This window comes from Enterobacter cloacae complex sp. P27C, assembly GCF_014895705.1.
GTDB lineage: Bacteria > Pseudomonadota > Gammaproteobacteria > Enterobacterales > Enterobacteriaceae > Enterobacter > Enterobacter bugandensis.
The window spans coordinates 220,563-235,739 of sequence record NZ_JADBQB010000002.1 but is presented as its reverse complement, the minus strand read 5'-3'; the positions used below and the strand labels follow the sequence as shown (position 1 = coordinate 235,739).

Here is a 15,177-nt window from a genome sequence, read left to right as displayed (position 1 = left end):
CGCTGGTGCCCTCACCCCGACCCTCTCCCACAGGGAGAGGGAGAAAAGATCAGGCCAGGCGTGGATAGGCATCCGCGATTGCATCGCCCGTAAACTGCGCCACCCAGCCTTCCGGATTGTCGAAAATACGAATGGCCGTAAAGTTCGGCTCTGAACCCATATCAAACCAGTGCGGCGTGCCCGCCGGCACGGAAATCAGGTCGTTTTTCTCGCATAGCACCTGATAAACCTCATCGCCAATGTGCAGGCAGAACAGCCCGGCACCTTCCACGAAAAAGCGTACTTCGTCCTCGCCGTGGGTGTGTTCGTTCAGGAACTTCGCGCGCAGCGCCTCTTTCTGCGGATTGTCGGCGCGCAGGCTGATGACATCCCAGCTCTGATAGCCTTTCTCTGCCACCAGCTTGTCGATCGCGTGTTGATACGCTTCGATCACGGCTTCGGGCGCAGGATCCTGCCCTAAATCACGGTCTGCCGCCCAGCGCTCAAAGCGCACGCCTTTAGCGTTCAGCTGTTGAGCGATCTCGGCTGCGTCGGTGCTGTGCCACTGGTGCTGGCTGGCGTCTTTATCGGAATAAATGGTCAATGCGCTCATGAAGGGATCTGCTCCGGATTAATCTCGTCAAACTGGTGGATTTGATGGTGATGGCTCGCGCCGTCATCTTCACCGCGAATCAGTTGCAGGGTGCGAAAACCCGCCTGTTCAGCCGCGTCCAGCTCCTGATGAATATCCGACAGGAACAGGATCTGCGACGGGGCGATGCCCGTGTGTGCCGCAATGTTCTGGTAAGACTGCACCTCGCGCTTGGCGCCGATGTGGGTGTCAAAATAGCCGCTGAACAGATGAGTAATATCACCTTCGTCGCTGTAGCCAAATAACAGTTTCTGCGCAGCAACGGAGCCAGAGGAATAAACATAGAGATCAATCCCTTGCGCCTTCCATTTTTCCAGCGTGGGCAGAACGTCAGGGTACAGATGGCCGGTAAAGTCACCGTTGATGTAACCCTCCTGCCAGATGATGCCTTGCAGGGCTTTGAGCGCCGTCGATTTGCGGTCTTCATCCATAAAGCTAAACAGCACGTTGATGAGATCGCCGACGCCGGCATGCGGATCGCTGATTTCATCGCGCAGGTTGTCCAGAATCGATTTGACCGGCTCGGCGTACTGCTGGGCGGTCACGAAGGCCGCCAGCCGCTCACGCGCGTAGGGGAACAAAACGTCATGGACAAAACGAATATCGCTGGTGGTTCCTTCAATATCCGTCACAATCGCGCGAATCATACTCTCTCCAGTTGTCGTAAACGCATTTCGCATTCAAATAAGAATTCTAAACCTTCCAGATGACGGCGGGCTTCGGCCACGTCGCGTCCCCAGCAGGTTAAGCCATGGCCGCGCAGAAGAAAACCATAATTAAGCGGACGCTCCTGCGCGTAATGGGCGATGCGCGAGGCGAGGGCGTCGATGTCCTGGTCGTTATCAAACACCGGGATGGCGACGGTATCCAGATGGGTAGTCTGCCCGGTAAGCGATTTCTGCATCTCGAAACCGCTGATATTCAGTTCGGCTTCTTTGACCAGACGCGACAGCACCGTGGCGTTAACGGTATGAACGTGCAGGACGGCGTTAGCCTCCGGGAACAGGCGATAGATAAGGGTGTGTAGCCCGGTCTCCGCCGACGGTTTTCGACCGGACGGCGCCCGGTTGGTGGCGATCTCAACCTGTAGAAAATCGTCGGTGGTCAGGCTGCCTTTGTCCTTGCCGGATTCGCTGAGCCAGCAGAGGTGCTCGTCCTGACGCACCGACATATTACCGCCGGTGGCGGGTGCCCAGCCTTTGGCGCCTATCCAGCGGCAGGCGTCGACCAGGTGTGTGAGCAGCAGGTTGTCTGTCATTTCCTTTTACCCCTCGGCCAGGAATATTGATATGGTTTAGACGTCTAAGCGTCTTGATTGCCAAAGACTAACATCGTGTTATAGTGGCAGCAACATAAGTATTACAAGCAGGCACGACAACATGAGCAATAACGTATTGATCCCGCAGAGTAAACTTCCTAATCTCGGTACCACCATCTTTACGCAGATGAGCGCCCTGGCGCAGCAGCACAATGCCATTAACCTCTCGCAGGGGTTCCCCGATTTCGATGGTCCGAAATATTTGCAGGAACGTCTGGCGCACCACGTGGCGCAGGGTGCGAATCAGTATGCGCCGATGACCGGCGTGCAGGCGCTGCGGGAAGCCATTGCAGACAAAACGGCGGCGCTGTATGGCTATCACCCCGATGCGAACAGCGATATCACGGTGACGGCAGGGGCGACCGAAGCGCTGTATGCGGCCATCACCGCGCTGGTGCGCGCGGGGGATGAAGTCATCTGCTTTGACCCAAGCTACGACAGCTATGCGCCTGCGGTTGAACTCTCCGGTGGCGTGGTGAAGCGCGTGGCGCTCCAGCCGCCGCATTTCCGCCCGGACTGGCAGGCGTTCGCCGCGCTGCTGAGCGATAAAACCCGTCTGGTGATCCTGAATACCCCGCACAACCCGTCGGCGACGGTGTGGCAAAAGGCCGATTTTGCCGCGCTGTGGCAGGCTATCGCCGAGCGGGAAATTTACGTCCTGAGCGATGAAGTCTACGAGCACATCTGCTTTGCGGAGGAAGGGCACGCCAGCGTGCTGGCCCATCCGCAGCTTCGCGAGCGCGCGGTAGCGGTGTCGTCATTTGGCAAGACCTACCATATGACCGGCTGGAAGGTAGGGTACTGCGTGGCCCCGGCGGCCATCAGCGCGGAGCTGCGCAAGGTGCACCAGTACCTGACCTTTGCGGTCAACACGCCTGCCCAGCTGGCGCTGGCGGACATGCTGCGCAGCGAACCGCAACACTATCGCGAGCTGCCGGATTTTTACCGCGCGCGTCGGGATCTGTTTGTAAATGCGCTGAGCAAAAGCCGTCTGGAAATTCTGCCGTGTGAAGGGACCTACTTCCTGCTGGCGGACTACAGCGCGATTTCCGATCTGGACGACGTCAGCTTTTGCCGATGGCTGACGACGGAGGTGGGCGTGGCGGCTATTCCGCTGTCGGTGTTCTGCGCCGATCCCTTCCCGCATAAGCTGATTCGCCTGTGCTTTGCGAAGCAGGAATCGACGCTGCTGGCGGCGGCGGAGCGTCTGGCGACGCTCTGACTATTTCACCGTCCAGGCTTCGGAATAGCGACGGTCTGCAAACAGTTCCAGCAGGCCGTTGATCTGCTTCAGGCGCAGCACCTCGTCGCTGTCCATCCCCAGTTCCTTACCAATTTTCTCATCGTTCCAGCCAAGCTGGGCCAGCTCGCGGACGATGTCGGACATGGCGTTGATCTGGTGGCGTCCCCGCGCACGGTTGTGGCGGATGGTGGCGGCCATCCGGTCAAGCTTTTGCTGGCGATCTTTGCGCAGGCAGGTGACGGGCAAATAGCCCCGAAGCTGGCGCTTCAGCGCGGCCCTGCTTTTACCGATTTCGTGACGATGGAAGCCGTCGACAATTTCGTAATGCGCTGGCTCGCTTTCCGTCACCACGATGGGCTGCGTAAACCCGTCGAGCTCGAGCGATTGACTCAGCAGACGCTTTTCCGGCGGCGCCACGTTATTCGGGTTGTAGTCGTTGGCAACGATAGCGTCCTGCTTTATCCACAGCACGCAGTCGACGGGCTGGTCGCTGAACGGGCTGAGATGATGCATGGCCTGGCGAAAAGCATTGATGGCATCTATACGTTGCTCGTCGGTGAGCGTCTGCAAATAGGTTTCCAGTTCGGTAATCAGTCGTTGCTGCATAAGATCCCCCACTCATTGCGTTTTGATTTCATCCGTTCGCTATAGCGCTGATAGTGCTTTGGTTTGTTCGGGCTAAAGGAGAGGGCCCGACACCAGTAATCGTTGTTGAGCAGAACCTTGCATATTCGCCGCCAGGACGGGATATCCTTTGAGCCGATGTCACCCTCCTGCGTATCGGGAAGATCGGACATCCCGCGCTTCTGATACCAGTGCAGGTACACCGCGACTTTATTGCGATAATGTTCAGCCGTCTGTTGCGGCATGCTGTCGAGGAGCAGCATGGCGTACTCTTGCCAGCTGAGGTGGTCGGGCTTGAGGATCTTTCTGTGACCGTAGAAGTGGTTGTCGTGCCCCGCGTAAATTCCGCCGCTGCGCACACCGCTAACGCGTGCGCACATGGCGGCCCAGCGTTCAGGTTCAACGACATGATAGAGCCATAAGCCCTGTCGCTGCTCCGGGCCAAAGGGTTCACAGATGCGCATGTAGCGCGGCGGCACGCCGGCCTGGTACATCAGATTGTAGAGGGGGTTATAGGCGCAGCCCGTTTTGGCAAACCAGGTCCAGATGTCGGCGGTTTTCCAGTCGTAGAGAGGATAGATATACCAGGCATGACCGCCGGGCGCGACGGTCGTCCAGGGTTTGTCGTCGGAAAAGCGCTGCTTGCGCGCGCAGGCGATTGCCAGGAAGCGGTTATAGGATTCGTCGGCGCGGATGCCCACCATCACTGCGGCGGGGCGCCTTCGCGCATACCATTCGGCAAAGTCCCTGACGAAGGCCTCGAAGGTCATCCCCTGCTGATAAAAATCAAAATAACACGTACTGGTGATGGCATCAGGCGGAGGCTGTCTGACCCAACTTATGCCGGGTTCCCAGCACTGCCATTCCGGCTGGTACTGAGAGAGGGCATTTTGCGTGGTGATCGGCAGCGCCACCCACCAGAACTGATTGATGACGTCACGATATTGGGTCCTCATGTTCTCAATATGCTCAATGGTGCAGGAGAACTGTGCTTCCCAGTCCAGAAAGAGGACATCTATTTTTCTGTTCAGCTGCCGCGCCCGCTGCGCAGCAAGATGAAGCATCACCGTTGAATCTTTTCCGCCAGAAAAAGAGACGCACACGCGGGTAAAATTTTGCAGCGTCCAGTTTATGCGTTCTGAAGCAGCCTCCAGAACGTTTTCCTGAAGAGGGTATTTATAGATAGACATGATGAGTCGCATCCTGCGTATGGAATATCGTTAATGCTATTAAACTGCCATCATGTTATTATATGTTCTCATTCTCAACTAATTATTTTACGCCTTCACTTTATTCTTGCTGGGAATACCTTCGCGATGACGCGTCCATTCTATTGAGCCAGCTTATGCATTTTTTCAATAAAGCTGGCGAATACGCTGCTGTTTAACGACGCGCGGTTGTAGACCATATAGATGTCCACTTCAGGTAATTTAAAGGGAGTGTTAACGATTTTTAATTTTAAGGCCGCTTTATAGGTTTCAAAAATGGACACAGGAATATAACCAACTAAATCAGACATGGCGATCATGGAGAGAAGCGAACTGAGGGAGTCTGACCGAAACGCGATGTTTCTTTCCGGGAACGCCTCGTTGACTTCAGCCTGACGCTCCTTCACGCCACTGTTGGTGCTTTGATACATCGTGAACTTTTCCTGGTACAACTCCTCGACGGAGACTTCTGTACCTATTCTGGGATGGTCTTCGCGGCAGATCATGACTGTGGGAATTGTGGTGAAATGCGAGCAGACAACGGAGCGATTATTAACGGGCGCCACGGTAAAAATGAGATCGGCTTTACGGTAGGCCAGTAAATCCTCTGCTGACTCCGCAGAAACAAGCATATCACGTTGTTCTACTGAGCAATTTTCCTGATTCATCAACAACTGAATAGGGTTGAGAAGGTAGCCTGGCGTCACCATCTGAGAACAATAAATGACAAAGTTTTTATTGATATCGGTGCTATGCATCAGGTTGATGGTCTGCTCAATCTGATTGAGGTTTTGCTCAAGATGCAGGTGCAGGTTAGTCCCGACGGTCGTGGGGGAGATCCCCTTGCCGGAACGGATAAACAGCGGATCGTTAAGCTGGCCACGCAGGCGTTGCAAAGACTGACTGACGGCTGAAGGGGTAATGTAAAGCGTTTCAGCGGCCTTGCTGATGCTAAGATGTTGATAGATACACTCAAAAATGACCAGTAAATTAAGGTCGAATTTTTTAAGGTCATAAAGATTTGCCATGTGTCATCCTGTTTGCCGTGAGTCTGTTGTTAACATATTGATGATAACTATAGATTAAAGCTAACCATTTACAATCCTTGTGGTTAACTAACTTAAAGTGTTATTTAAGTTATCTTAATATATCACGCCATCGGATTATTGAAATAGAATTACATGTGAGATTAAGATAATTTTATCTTTGAATGGGCTGGGTTTAATTTAATAAATGTTGACATTTATATATTGCCGTAAATTGATTACGTAAAGTTAATTTACGAGCGTAATGTATTTCTCTCAGTCAAAACCTATCACAGCCATAGGCAGGAACGCGCTTTTGATGGATTGCTCTCGATGGGTGCTGGTGGTGTAATCAACTTGCTGTTACGACCTTGATACAAGGTATGTAGAGCGCAACGCAACGCCAGCCTCGGCTGGCACTGAATGTACCTGCGGGCATTCAGGTATCAGGGCCGCCCGTTGAGGCGGCCTTTATACTTTCTGGAGTACCGCAGCAGGTTCACCTTGCTGTCTTGTTGAAGTTGTAAGGTTTGGCTGATTGATTTGATAAAGCATACGCATTAGCCCCGATGAGCAAAGTTGGTTACCTTAGCTCTCAACGAAAACACGGAGGAAGTACAGATGTCTTTGATTAACACTAAAATTAAACCTTTCAAAAACCAGGCGTTCAAAAACGGTGAGTTCATTGAAGTAACCGAGAAAGATACCGAAGGTCGCTGGAGCGTCTTCTTCTTCTATCCGGCTGACTTCACCTTCGTTTGCCCGACCGAACTGGGCGACGTGGCTGACCATTACGACGAACTGCAGAAGCTGGGCGTAGACGTTTACTCTGTGTCTACCGATACCCACTTCACCCACAAAGCGTGGCACAGCAGCTCTGAAACCATCGCGAAAATCAAATACGCGATGATCGGCGACCCGACTGGCGCCCTGACCCGTAACTTCGACAACATGCGTGAAGATGAAGGCCTGGCCGACCGTGCAACCTTCTTGGTTGACCCGCAGGGCATTATCCAGGCTATCGAAGTTACCGCTGAAGGTATCGGCCGTGATGCTTCTGACCTGCTGCGTAAAGTGAAAGCGGCTCAGTACGTGGCTTCTCACCCAGGTGAAGTGTGCCCGGCTAAATGGAAAGAAGGCGAAGCGACCCTGGCTCCATCCCTGGACCTGGTCGGTAAAATCTAAGTTTTCACCATCCGGCAATCAATGGGCGCCCCCGCGCCCATTTCATTCCAGCACCATGATGCAAGTTGCATTCAGGCCGCCCGCAAAGGCAGCTTGCATGATGACGTCTTAAGAGAGGGAAGAACTATGCTCGACACCAATATGAAAACCCAGCTCAAGGCCTACCTTGAGAAACTGACTAAACCCGTTGAGCTGATTGCCACGCTGGACGACAGCGCGAAATCGGCAGAAATCAAAGAGCTGCTGGCAGAGATCGCTGAACTGTCTCCGAAAGTGACCTTCAAAGAAGACAATTCGCTTGCGGTTCGTAAACCCTCTTTCCTGATTACTAACCCGGGCTCGGACAAGGGACCGCGTTTTGCCGGCTCCCCGCTGGGGCATGAATTTACCTCACTGGTGCTGGCGCTGCTGTGGACCGGCGGTCATCCGTCAAAAGAAGCGCAGGCGCTGCTGGAGCAGATCCGCGATATCGACGGTGATTTTGAGTTTGAAACCTATTATTCGCTCTCCTGCCACAACTGTCCGGACGTGGTGCAGGCGCTGAACCTGATGTCGGTCCTTAACCCGCGCATCAAACACACGGCGATTGACGGCGGTACCTTCCAGAATGAAATTACCGATCGCAACGTGATGGGCGTTCCGGCGGTGTATCTGAACGGCCAGGAGTTCGGCCAGGGCCGCATGACGCTGACGGAAATCGTCGCGAAAGTGGATACCGGCGCGGAAAAACGCGCGGCGGAAGAACTGAACAAACGCGATGCGTACGATGTGCTGATTGTCGGCTCTGGCCCTGCGGGCGCGGCGGCAGCGGTTTACTCTGCACGTAAAGGTATTCGTACCGGTCTTATGGGCGAACGCTTTGGCGGACAGGTGCTGGATACCGTGGACATTGAAAACTACATTTCCGTACCAAAAACCGAAGGTCAGAAGCTGGCCGGTGCGCTGAAGGCTCATGTCAGCGATTACGAGGTAGATGTGATCGACAGCCAGAGCGCCAGCAAGCTGATTCCGGCGGCGGTGGAAGGGGGCTTACACCAGATTGAAACCGCCTCTGGCGCGGTGCTGAAAGCTCGCAGCGTGATCGTTGCCACCGGGGCAAAATGGCGCAACATGAATGTGCCGGGCGAAGATCAGTACCGTACCAAAGGCGTGACCTATTGCCCGCACTGTGATGGCCCGTTATTTAAAGGCAAACGGGTGGCGGTGATCGGCGGCGGTAACTCCGGCGTGGAAGCGGCTATCGACCTGGCGGGTATTGTTGAACACGTGACGCTGCTGGAGTTTGCGCCAGAAATGAAGGCCGACCAGGTGCTGCAGGATAAAGTTCGCAGCCTGAAAAACGTCGACATCGTGCTGAACGCGCAGACCACGGAAGTGAAGGGCGACGGCAGCAAAGTGACCGGTTTGGAGTACCGTGACCGCGTAAGCGGCGACGTTCATAGCGTTCAGCTTTCGGGGATCTTCGTACAAATTGGCCTGCTGCCGAACACCACCTGGCTGGAAGGCGCGATTGAGCGCAACCGCATGGGCGAGATTATCATCGATGCGAAATGTGAAACCAGCGTGAAGGGCGTATTTGCCGCGGGTGACTGCACCACCGTGCCGTACAAGCAGATCATCATCGCGACTGGCGAAGGTGCAAAAGCGTCCCTGAGCGCGTTTGACTACCTGATCCGCACCAAAACCGCATAATAAAAGAAAGTAAGACATACCTGCAGTAGCCACCTCTTTATGAGGTGGCTTTTTTTTTGGATTTTTTTACCCTCAATTATCCTCGTTATTAACCCCTTCATGCGTTAATTACCTGCTTCGATCAAAGAAAATAATAAGCCTGCTGATAATATCTTGTCGTTTTTATAGCGATAAATATTTATATTTAATATGAATGGCAAAGATACATCTACTTCTTCAATATATGAGACGTTAACCCCATTTGAAATAAAGGGATTGATGTTTCGTGATTTCTTTAACGCGGCGGACATGGCATCGCGATGCGCTTCGTTACATCCTTTATTCCCGGAAAGTGAAACCTGGCAGCAGGATGAGGCGTTAGAGGTTGAGTATGATTTCAACGCCCTGTTTGTCGGCCCTGCAACGCTATTGGCGCCGCCTTATGCCTCGGTGTATCTGGACGAAGAGCCTCTGCTGATGGGCGCTACAACGCTGAGCGTACGCGAATTCCTGCGCAGCATCGGGCTTTTTGTGACCGGGGAAAATAGCGTTCCCGACGATCACGTCAGCTATGAAATGGAGCTGGTGGTGATGCTCTCCGCGCATGCCAGACATTCGCCGCAATATCATGACGCACTCGCCCGCTTTGTGCAGGGGCATCTTGAATTATGGCTCCCCGCATTTATCGCAAAAATAAAGGATTGCGCGAAAACATCCGCAATTAAATGTCTCGCGTTGCAGATGACTAATTGGTTTGATGAATTAAAGACGAGAGTAATATTATGAGTATTGATAAAGGGCAGCTAAATCGGCGATCCTTTTTAAAAGGACTGATTGCGCTGGGTACCGTTGCCGCATTACCCGGCGGACTCTTATCATCCCGATGTGCCATGGCACAGCCCCCCATTCCGTTTAACCCAAAAACCTACAAAATTTTCCGTAACGCTTGCCCGCGTAACTGCTACGACACCTGCAGCTTAAAAACCTGGGTCAAAGATGATGTCATCACCTTCGTTGACGGGGCAAGCGAGTCCACGTTTACACACGGTGCCCCGTGTGTGAAAGGGCTGACCTACCCGCGCCGGGTCTACTCCCCGGACCGTATTAAATACCCGATGATCCAGGATGGGCGCGGCAGCGGTAAATGGCGTCGCATCTCCTGGGATGAGGCCATGCAGCGCATTGCCAGCAAGATGCTGGAGATTAAAAAGAAAGACGGATCGATGCTCGGTCTGGCGCTGTCGAAATACTCCGGCAACCTCGGCGTGATGAGTTATGCCGTGGAGGGGATGATGTCTTCTCTCGGTTACACCACGCGGTTCGCCGGTACGCCATGCTGGCCAGCAGGGATCGATGCCCAGCACTACGATATGGGCGACATGTGGTGTAACGACCCGGAAGATTTGGTGAAAGCCAAATACATCATTATCTGGGGCGCAAACCCGGCCTGGTGCTCCATGCATACCATGAAGTACATCTATCAGGCGCGTGAGAAAGGGGCGAAAGTGGTGGTCATTGATCCGCTGTTCTCGCAAACCGCCGCGAAAGCCGATTTGTATCTGCGCGTGCGCCCGGGATCGGACGGCGCATTGGCGCTGGGAATGGCGCGGCACCTGCTGGATATTGGCCGCGTCGACCAGGAGTTTGTGAACAACTTCGCGCACGGCTTCCCGGAATTTGAACAGTATCTGCGCAGCAATATTACCGTGGAGTGGGCATCTGAAATCTGTGGCCTGTCGGCAGAGGTGATTCGCCAGCTGGCGGAAGAGTTCACCGCGGTAAAACCTGCCACCGTCTGGATCGGCTACGGGATGCAGCGCCACGTCAACGGTGGGGCGAACGTGCGCGCCATTGACGCTTTTGTTGCCATGACAGGCAACATCGGTGTGGAAGGCGGCGGTGCCCGCTACGGCCATCTGCAGACCTGGGGCTACAACTATCATGCGATGACGCAGAAGCCACCGGTCGGATCTGTTGGCATGGTGGGAGAAAGCGGCCCGGTAGGGGAGTTCGTCAGCGACAGCGGCGAAAAGAGCCACTATTCCGACCGCGCGCTGAACCTGAACCAGACCGCGCAGAGCATTCTTGATGCCAACGATCCGCCCATTCGTATGCTGTGGGTGGCGTGCAAGAACCCGTTCGCGCAGGACTTTGACCGCAACAAAATGGAAAAAGCCTTCAGCAAGCTGGAGATGGTGGTCTGCGTCGATCAGTTCTTCAACGAGACGGTGCAGCATGCCGATATTGTGCTGCCGGTGACCACCACCTTTGAGCACTGGAACCTGTCGTCGTCTTACTGGCATTACTGGCTTTCGGTGAATGAACCGGCCATTAAACCGATGTACGAGTGCAAGAGCGATTTGGATATTGCCGTGCTGCTCTCGCGTACCATCAACAAAATGGAGCCGGGCTCCTGTACCTTCCCGCAGGACATTGACCAGAAAAAATGGCTCGACCTTGAGTTCAATGAGGGCATGGCGAAGCAGTTCGGCATCCGCTCCTGGGACGATCTGCTGGATGGGCCGGTGAAAGCCAAAATGGTCAGCTCGGCGGCCTGGCACGACCGCAAGTTTAAAACGCCATCGGGCAAGTATGAGTTCCTCTCCGAGCTGTGTGAAAAGAACGGCCATAAAGCGCTGCCGGAGTATCTGCCTGCCGCGGAGGGCAAGCTGCCGTTCCATCTGTTTACTCCGCATTTGCAGTACGGCCTCCACTCTCAGTTCGTCAACCTCGACTGGATGCAGGTCTTCTGGCCGGAGCCGTTTGTCTATATCCACCCAGCCGCCGCGCACAAGAAGGGGATTCGCGAGCTGGCGAAAGTCCGCGTGTTTAACGACGTTGGCGAAGTGGAGCTGCGGGCGAAGATTACCACCAACGTGCCGGAAGATTTCCTGGTGATGTATGAGTCCTGGTTTAACAAGCTTAAGTACAACGTGCAGAACGTCGTGAAAGATACGCCAGCCGATATGGGCAAGATGGCAACCGGCGCGCCTGGCGCGGCGATCCACAGCCAGTTTGTCGACATTGCCCTTATCGCGAATGAAGGAGCAGACGCATGAGACGCGCATTTTTAGTGAACAGTGATAAATGTATTGGCTGCCGCGGATGCGCCATGGCCTGCAAGAGCTTTAACCAGCTTGAGCCGGATCGCTTCTGGCGCTATGTCTATCCGCTGGATAAAGAAATTTATCCGCATGAGGAGCGTGCGTTTTTCTCGCTGGCCTGTAACCACTGTGAAAACCCGGCCTGTCTGGCGGCATGCCCGGTGGAAGCCTACACCAAACGTGATGACGGCGTGGTGGTCCATAACCCTGAACGCTGTATCGGCTGTAAAAACTGCATCCGTAACTGCCCGTACGGCGCGCCGCGCTTCAATGAAGAGACGCAAAAGGCGGAGAAGTGCAGCATGTGCTATGAACGTCTCGATATCGGTATGGCCCCGGCCTGCGTGAACGCGTGTCCGGTCGGTGCCCTGTCGATTATCGATCTGGATGCCGATCCGCTGCCGAACAATGCCGTGCAGTATCCGCCGGGCTTCCCGAAGATGCCTCAGCTTAATCCGGGTACGCGCTTCATTCTGGCCCGTCAGCCAAAACAGCCGGGGGATAAATAATGGAAAAGTATGAATTACCGCTCGTTATCTTTACCGTGCTAAGCCAGATGTCCGTCGGGATGACGCTGCTTCTGACCTGGCGCACGCTGCGTGGTGAAGTGCATGGCACCCGCCTTCACTGGCTAATTACTGGGCTGATTCTGGGCGTTGCCTCCATTGCCGCCGTGCTGCATCTGGCGCACCCGGAACACGCATACAACGCGTTGATTAACCTGAAACATGCCTGGCTGAGCCGCGAAATTCTGGGCGCGACCCTGTACGGCGCCATGATTGGGCTGGCCTTCCTGAGTAAGGGAAACAAAGGCGCAGCGCTGCTGGCGTCCCTGTTCGGGATCCTGCTGGTGGTGGTGCAGGGAATGACCTACGCGGCACCGGCGATGCAGGCCATTGCCAACGGCATCACCATGATGCTGTTCTTTGCGACGGTCTGGGTGATGGGCTGTGCCGCAACGCCGCTGCTCGGGCTGAAAGGATCAAACGCCGCGCTGCGCCAGGGGATTATCGCCCTGATGGCGCTGCTGATTGCCGCGCCGGTGATGTGGCTCAGCGGCGGTACCATCATGAAAATGACCGCTCACGCCTGGTTAAGCTCGCCGCTCTATCTGGGCAGCCTGCTGTGCTGCGTTGTGGGTGGCGCGTTATCGCTGAAGCGCCAGCCGATGCAGAAAGCGGTGTTTGCGCTCCTGCTGGTGGGCGTGGTGCTCAGCCGCCTGACCTTCTTCGGCGATACCGTCAGCACCATCGTCAATATTGGTCACCTGTACTGATAAACAAAACCCCGCGAAAGCGGGGTTTTTTGTTGGTATTTACCGGACCACCATCACCGGAATATGGGTGTGGCGGATCACGCTGGAGGCGTTCGACCCCAGCAGGTGAGTGGTAATGGAAGGATTACGTGAACCGATCACCACCACGTCTGCATTCAGCTCCGCGGCCAGTTCATTGACGGCATCGCGCACGCTACCGAACCGGACGTGGGTTTTGATGCGGGAAGGGTCGACGCTGAAATGCCCGACCATGGTCTGCAGCCGCGTTTCGGCTTCGTGCTGTAAGTGCTCCTCAAAGCGACGCACGTCGGCGGCAAAGCGGTGCAGGCTCAGGCTGGCAGAGCCCGGTAAGACGTGTAAAAGATGAATAATTCCGTCCTGCTGCGCGAGGAATTCCGCGTGGCGAACAGCTTTGTCGCTCAGTTCCATTTCGAAAACATCAACCGGCATAATGATTGTCTTATACATAACCGTTTCTCCTTGTTTATAAACGCTGGATACATTCAACCACAAAATATGAATGGTTTCTGTAAGCGCTTCGGCACTTTTCCTCTCTCGCCAGGATAAATCTCAAAAGGCGCGTATTTCCCGGCAGACTTTCAGGGGTAGCTACCCTTTATAAACTTACCTGAAACCTTTCGGAGGTCGCATGAAAGCACTCACGTACCACGGTCCGCACCATGTTCGCGTTGAGAATGTCCCCGATCCCATCATTGAACAGCCCGACGATATCATCCTGCGCGTCACGGCCACGGCGATTTGCGGCTCCGACCTGCATCTCTATCGTGGAAAGATCCCAAAGGTGCAGCACGGCGACATTTTTGGACATGAATTTATGGGCGAGATCGTCGAGTGCGGTCGAGAGGTGAAGGACCTGCAAAAAGGCGATCGCGTGGTGATCCCCTTTGTCATCGCCTGCGGTGACTGCTTCTTTTGCCGTCTGCAGCAGTACGCTGCCTGTGAGAATACCAATGCCGGGCAGGGCGCTGCGCTGAACAAAAAGCAAATTCCCGCGCCGGCAGCGCTGTTTGGCTATAGCCATCTCTACGGCGGCGTGCCGGGAGGGCAGGCGGAATATGTGCGCGTGCCGAAAGGCAACGTCGGACCGTTTAAGGTGCCGCAGCTGCTCTCCGATGATAAGGCCCTGTTTCTTTCTGATATTTTACCCACCGCCTGGCAGGCGGCAAAAAATGCGCAGATTGAAAAAGGCTCCAGCGTCGCCGTTTTCGGTGCCGGTCCGGTGGGGTTGTTGACGATTGCCTGCGCACGGCTGTTAGGGGCTGAGCAGATTTTTGTTATCGACCATCACCCCTATCGGCTGCGGTTTGCCGAGGCGCGCTACGGTGCTATCCCCATCAATTTTGATGATGATAACGACGCGGCGGAAAAGATAATCGAGCAAACCGCCGGGCAGCGGGGTGTCGATGCCGTCATTGATGCCGTCGGGTTCGAAGCCAAGGGCAGCACAACGGAGACGATCCTCAGCAACCTTAAAATTGAGGGCAGCAGCGGCAAAGCGCTGCGTCAGTGTATCGCTGCCGTCCGGCGCGGCGGGGTGGTCAGCGTACCCGGCGTGTATGCCGGGTTTATTCATGGCTTCCTGTTTGGGGATGCCTTCGATAAAGGGCTAACGTTTAAGATGGGCCAGACGCACGTCCACGCTTGGCTGGGCGAACTGTTACCGCTGATCGAAAAAGGGTTGCTGACGCCGGAAGAGATTGTGACGCATTATCTCCCCCTGGCGGATGCGGAACGTGCCTATAAGATTTTCGAAAAACGGGAGGAGGAGTGCCGGAAGGTGATTCTGGTGCCCGGCGCGGAAACGCCTGAGGCCGCTGAGCAAAAAGTGAAGGGCCTGGTAAATGCGTTCCCGGGCGGCGTGGTATGAGGTC

General features: G+C 54.8%; 15 protein-coding genes. 8 read left to right on the top strand and 7 right to left on the bottom strand.

All coding sequences use genetic code 11. The features are described 5' to 3' along the window. Positions 1 to 49: 49 nt before the first annotated feature. From IM291_RS04585 to IM291_RS04575, 3 genes are read right to left on the bottom strand one after another with little or no spacing between them, the layout of a single operon-like run. Positions 50 to 592 carry an acireductone dioxygenase gene (locus tag IM291_RS04585; protein ID WP_010428475.1) on the bottom strand — a complete coding sequence of 181 codons (543 nt, stop codon included), beginning with the start codon at positions 590 to 592 and terminating at the stop codon, positions 50 to 52. Next, the gene (gene mtnC, locus IM291_RS04580; protein ID WP_192986226.1) at positions 589 to 1,278 is read right to left on the bottom strand and encodes an acireductone synthase; all 690 of its coding nucleotides are present in this window, start codon (positions 1,276 to 1,278) and stop codon (positions 589 to 591) included. Before mtnC ends, IM291_RS04585 begins: the two co-directional genes overlap by 4 nt. Further along, positions 1,275 to 1,889, bottom strand: a complete 615-nt coding sequence (locus IM291_RS04575; RefSeq protein WP_048961266.1) for a methylthioribulose 1-phosphate dehydratase — start codon at positions 1,887 to 1,889, stop codon at positions 1,275 to 1,277. Before IM291_RS04575 ends, mtnC begins: the two co-directional genes overlap by 4 nt. A gap of 121 nt (positions 1,890 to 2,010) precedes the next feature. Here IM291_RS04575 and IM291_RS04570 point away from each other — a divergent pair, with 121 nt between their 5' ends. Continuing rightward, positions 2,011 to 3,171 (top strand): pyridoxal phosphate-dependent aminotransferase, encoded by a 1,161-nt coding sequence (locus tag IM291_RS04570; protein ID WP_126300360.1) that lies wholly within the window; start codon positions 2,011 to 2,013, stop codon positions 3,169 to 3,171. On the opposite strand, the gene IM291_RS04565 is transcribed toward IM291_RS04570, so the two are convergent. The 3 genes from IM291_RS04565 to IM291_RS04555 form a co-directional block, all read right to left on the bottom strand. Further along, positions 3,172 to 3,798 (bottom strand): ParB/RepB/Spo0J family partition protein, encoded by a 627-nt coding sequence (locus IM291_RS04565; RefSeq protein WP_028012316.1) that lies wholly within the window; start codon positions 3,796 to 3,798, stop codon positions 3,172 to 3,174. It abuts the gene before it with no gap. Continuing rightward, positions 3,783 to 5,006, bottom strand: coding sequence for a phosphoadenosine phosphosulfate reductase (locus IM291_RS04560; RefSeq protein ID WP_047367717.1), 1,224 nt, complete (start codon positions 5,004 to 5,006; stop codon positions 3,783 to 3,785). The genes IM291_RS04565 and IM291_RS04560 overlap by 16 nt, the downstream gene beginning before the upstream one ends. 140 nt (positions 5,007 to 5,146) lie before the next feature. Next, positions 5,147 to 6,052, bottom strand: a complete 906-nt coding sequence (locus tag IM291_RS04555; RefSeq protein WP_048999858.1) for a LysR substrate-binding domain-containing protein — start codon at positions 6,050 to 6,052, stop codon at positions 5,147 to 5,149. Positions 6,053 to 6,670: 618 nt separating this feature from the next. Here IM291_RS04555 and ahpC point away from each other — a divergent pair. From ahpC to IM291_RS04525, 6 genes are all read left to right on the top strand, one after another. After that, complete coding sequence (gene ahpC, locus IM291_RS04550) at positions 6,671 to 7,234, top strand: alkyl hydroperoxide reductase subunit C (RefSeq protein ID WP_192971417.1); 564 nt, start codon at positions 6,671 to 6,673, stop codon at positions 7,232 to 7,234. 126 nt (positions 7,235 to 7,360) lie between these two features. Continuing rightward, positions 7,361 to 8,926, top strand: coding sequence for an alkyl hydroperoxide reductase subunit F (ahpF, locus tag IM291_RS04545; protein ID WP_028012318.1), 1,566 nt, complete (start codon positions 7,361 to 7,363; stop codon positions 8,924 to 8,926). A gap of 258 nt (positions 8,927 to 9,184) precedes the next feature. Beyond that, the gene (locus tag IM291_RS04540; RefSeq protein ID WP_050590012.1) at positions 9,185 to 9,691 is read left to right on the top strand and encodes a molecular chaperone; all 507 of its coding nucleotides are present in this window, start codon (positions 9,185 to 9,187) and stop codon (positions 9,689 to 9,691) included. After that, entirely contained in the window at positions 9,688 to 11,964 is a 2,277-nt protein-coding gene (locus IM291_RS04535; RefSeq protein ID WP_063154718.1) for a molybdopterin-dependent oxidoreductase, read from the top strand. The genes IM291_RS04540 and IM291_RS04535 overlap by 4 nt, the downstream gene beginning before the upstream one ends. Then, positions 11,961 to 12,518, top strand: a complete 558-nt coding sequence (locus tag IM291_RS04530; protein ID WP_028012321.1) for a 4Fe-4S dicluster domain-containing protein — start codon at positions 11,961 to 11,963, stop codon at positions 12,516 to 12,518. Before IM291_RS04535 ends, IM291_RS04530 begins: the two co-directional genes overlap by 4 nt. Continuing rightward, on the top strand, positions 12,518 to 13,285 hold the full coding sequence (locus IM291_RS04525; protein WP_041910926.1) for a DmsC/YnfH family molybdoenzyme membrane anchor subunit: 768 nt from the start codon (positions 12,518 to 12,520) through the stop codon (positions 13,283 to 13,285). Before IM291_RS04530 ends, IM291_RS04525 begins: the two co-directional genes overlap by 1 nt. A 39-nt stretch (positions 13,286 to 13,324) precedes the next feature. Here IM291_RS04525 and uspG read toward each other — a convergent pair whose 3' ends face one another. Next, positions 13,325 to 13,753, bottom strand: coding sequence for a universal stress protein UspG (gene uspG, locus IM291_RS04520; protein ID WP_192986224.1), 429 nt, complete (start codon positions 13,751 to 13,753; stop codon positions 13,325 to 13,327). Positions 13,754 to 13,934: 181 nt separating this feature from the next. On the opposite strand from uspG, the gene IM291_RS04515 reads away from it, so the two are divergent. Continuing rightward, complete coding sequence (locus IM291_RS04515; protein WP_028012324.1) at positions 13,935 to 15,173, top strand: zinc-dependent alcohol dehydrogenase; 1,239 nt, start codon at positions 13,935 to 13,937, stop codon at positions 15,171 to 15,173. The last annotated feature ends 4 nt before the right edge of the window (positions 15,174 to 15,177 follow it).

What these genes read in the sequence shown, in the direction of transcription:
- IM291_RS04585 (WP_010428475.1), bottom strand. Translation starts at nt 592, where the DNA reads ATGAGCGCATTGACCATTTATTCCGATAAAGACGCCAGCCAGCACCAG.
- mtnC (WP_192986226.1), bottom strand. Translation starts at nt 1,278, where the DNA reads ATGATTCGCGCGATTGTGACGGATATTGAAGGAACCACCAGCGATATT.
- IM291_RS04575 (WP_048961266.1), bottom strand. Translation starts at nt 1,889, where the DNA reads ATGACAGACAACCTGCTGCTCACACACCTGGTCGACGCCTGCCGCTGG.
- IM291_RS04570 (WP_126300360.1), top strand. Translation starts at nt 2,011, where the DNA reads ATGAGCAATAACGTATTGATCCCGCAGAGTAAACTTCCTAATCTCGGT.
- IM291_RS04565 (WP_028012316.1), bottom strand. Translation starts at nt 3,798, where the DNA reads ATGCAGCAACGACTGATTACCGAACTGGAAACCTATTTGCAGACGCTC.
- IM291_RS04560 (WP_047367717.1), bottom strand. Translation starts at nt 5,006, where the DNA reads ATGTCTATCTATAAATACCCTCTTCAGGAAAACGTTCTGGAGGCTGCT.
- IM291_RS04555 (WP_048999858.1), bottom strand. Translation starts at nt 6,052, where the DNA reads ATGGCAAATCTTTATGACCTTAAAAAATTCGACCTTAATTTACTGGTC.
- ahpC (WP_192971417.1), top strand. Translation starts at nt 6,671, where the DNA reads ATGTCTTTGATTAACACTAAAATTAAACCTTTCAAAAACCAGGCGTTC.
- ahpF (WP_028012318.1), top strand. Translation starts at nt 7,361, where the DNA reads ATGCTCGACACCAATATGAAAACCCAGCTCAAGGCCTACCTTGAGAAA.
- IM291_RS04540 (WP_050590012.1), top strand. Translation starts at nt 9,185, where the DNA reads ATGTTTCGTGATTTCTTTAACGCGGCGGACATGGCATCGCGATGCGCT.
- IM291_RS04535 (WP_063154718.1), top strand. Translation starts at nt 9,688, where the DNA reads ATGAGTATTGATAAAGGGCAGCTAAATCGGCGATCCTTTTTAAAAGGA.
- IM291_RS04530 (WP_028012321.1), top strand. Translation starts at nt 11,961, where the DNA reads ATGAGACGCGCATTTTTAGTGAACAGTGATAAATGTATTGGCTGCCGC.
- IM291_RS04525 (WP_041910926.1), top strand. Translation starts at nt 12,518, where the DNA reads ATGGAAAAGTATGAATTACCGCTCGTTATCTTTACCGTGCTAAGCCAG.
- uspG (WP_192986224.1), bottom strand. Translation starts at nt 13,753, where the DNA reads ATGTATAAGACAATCATTATGCCGGTTGATGTTTTCGAAATGGAACTG.
- IM291_RS04515 (WP_028012324.1), top strand. Translation starts at nt 13,935, where the DNA reads ATGAAAGCACTCACGTACCACGGTCCGCACCATGTTCGCGTTGAGAAT.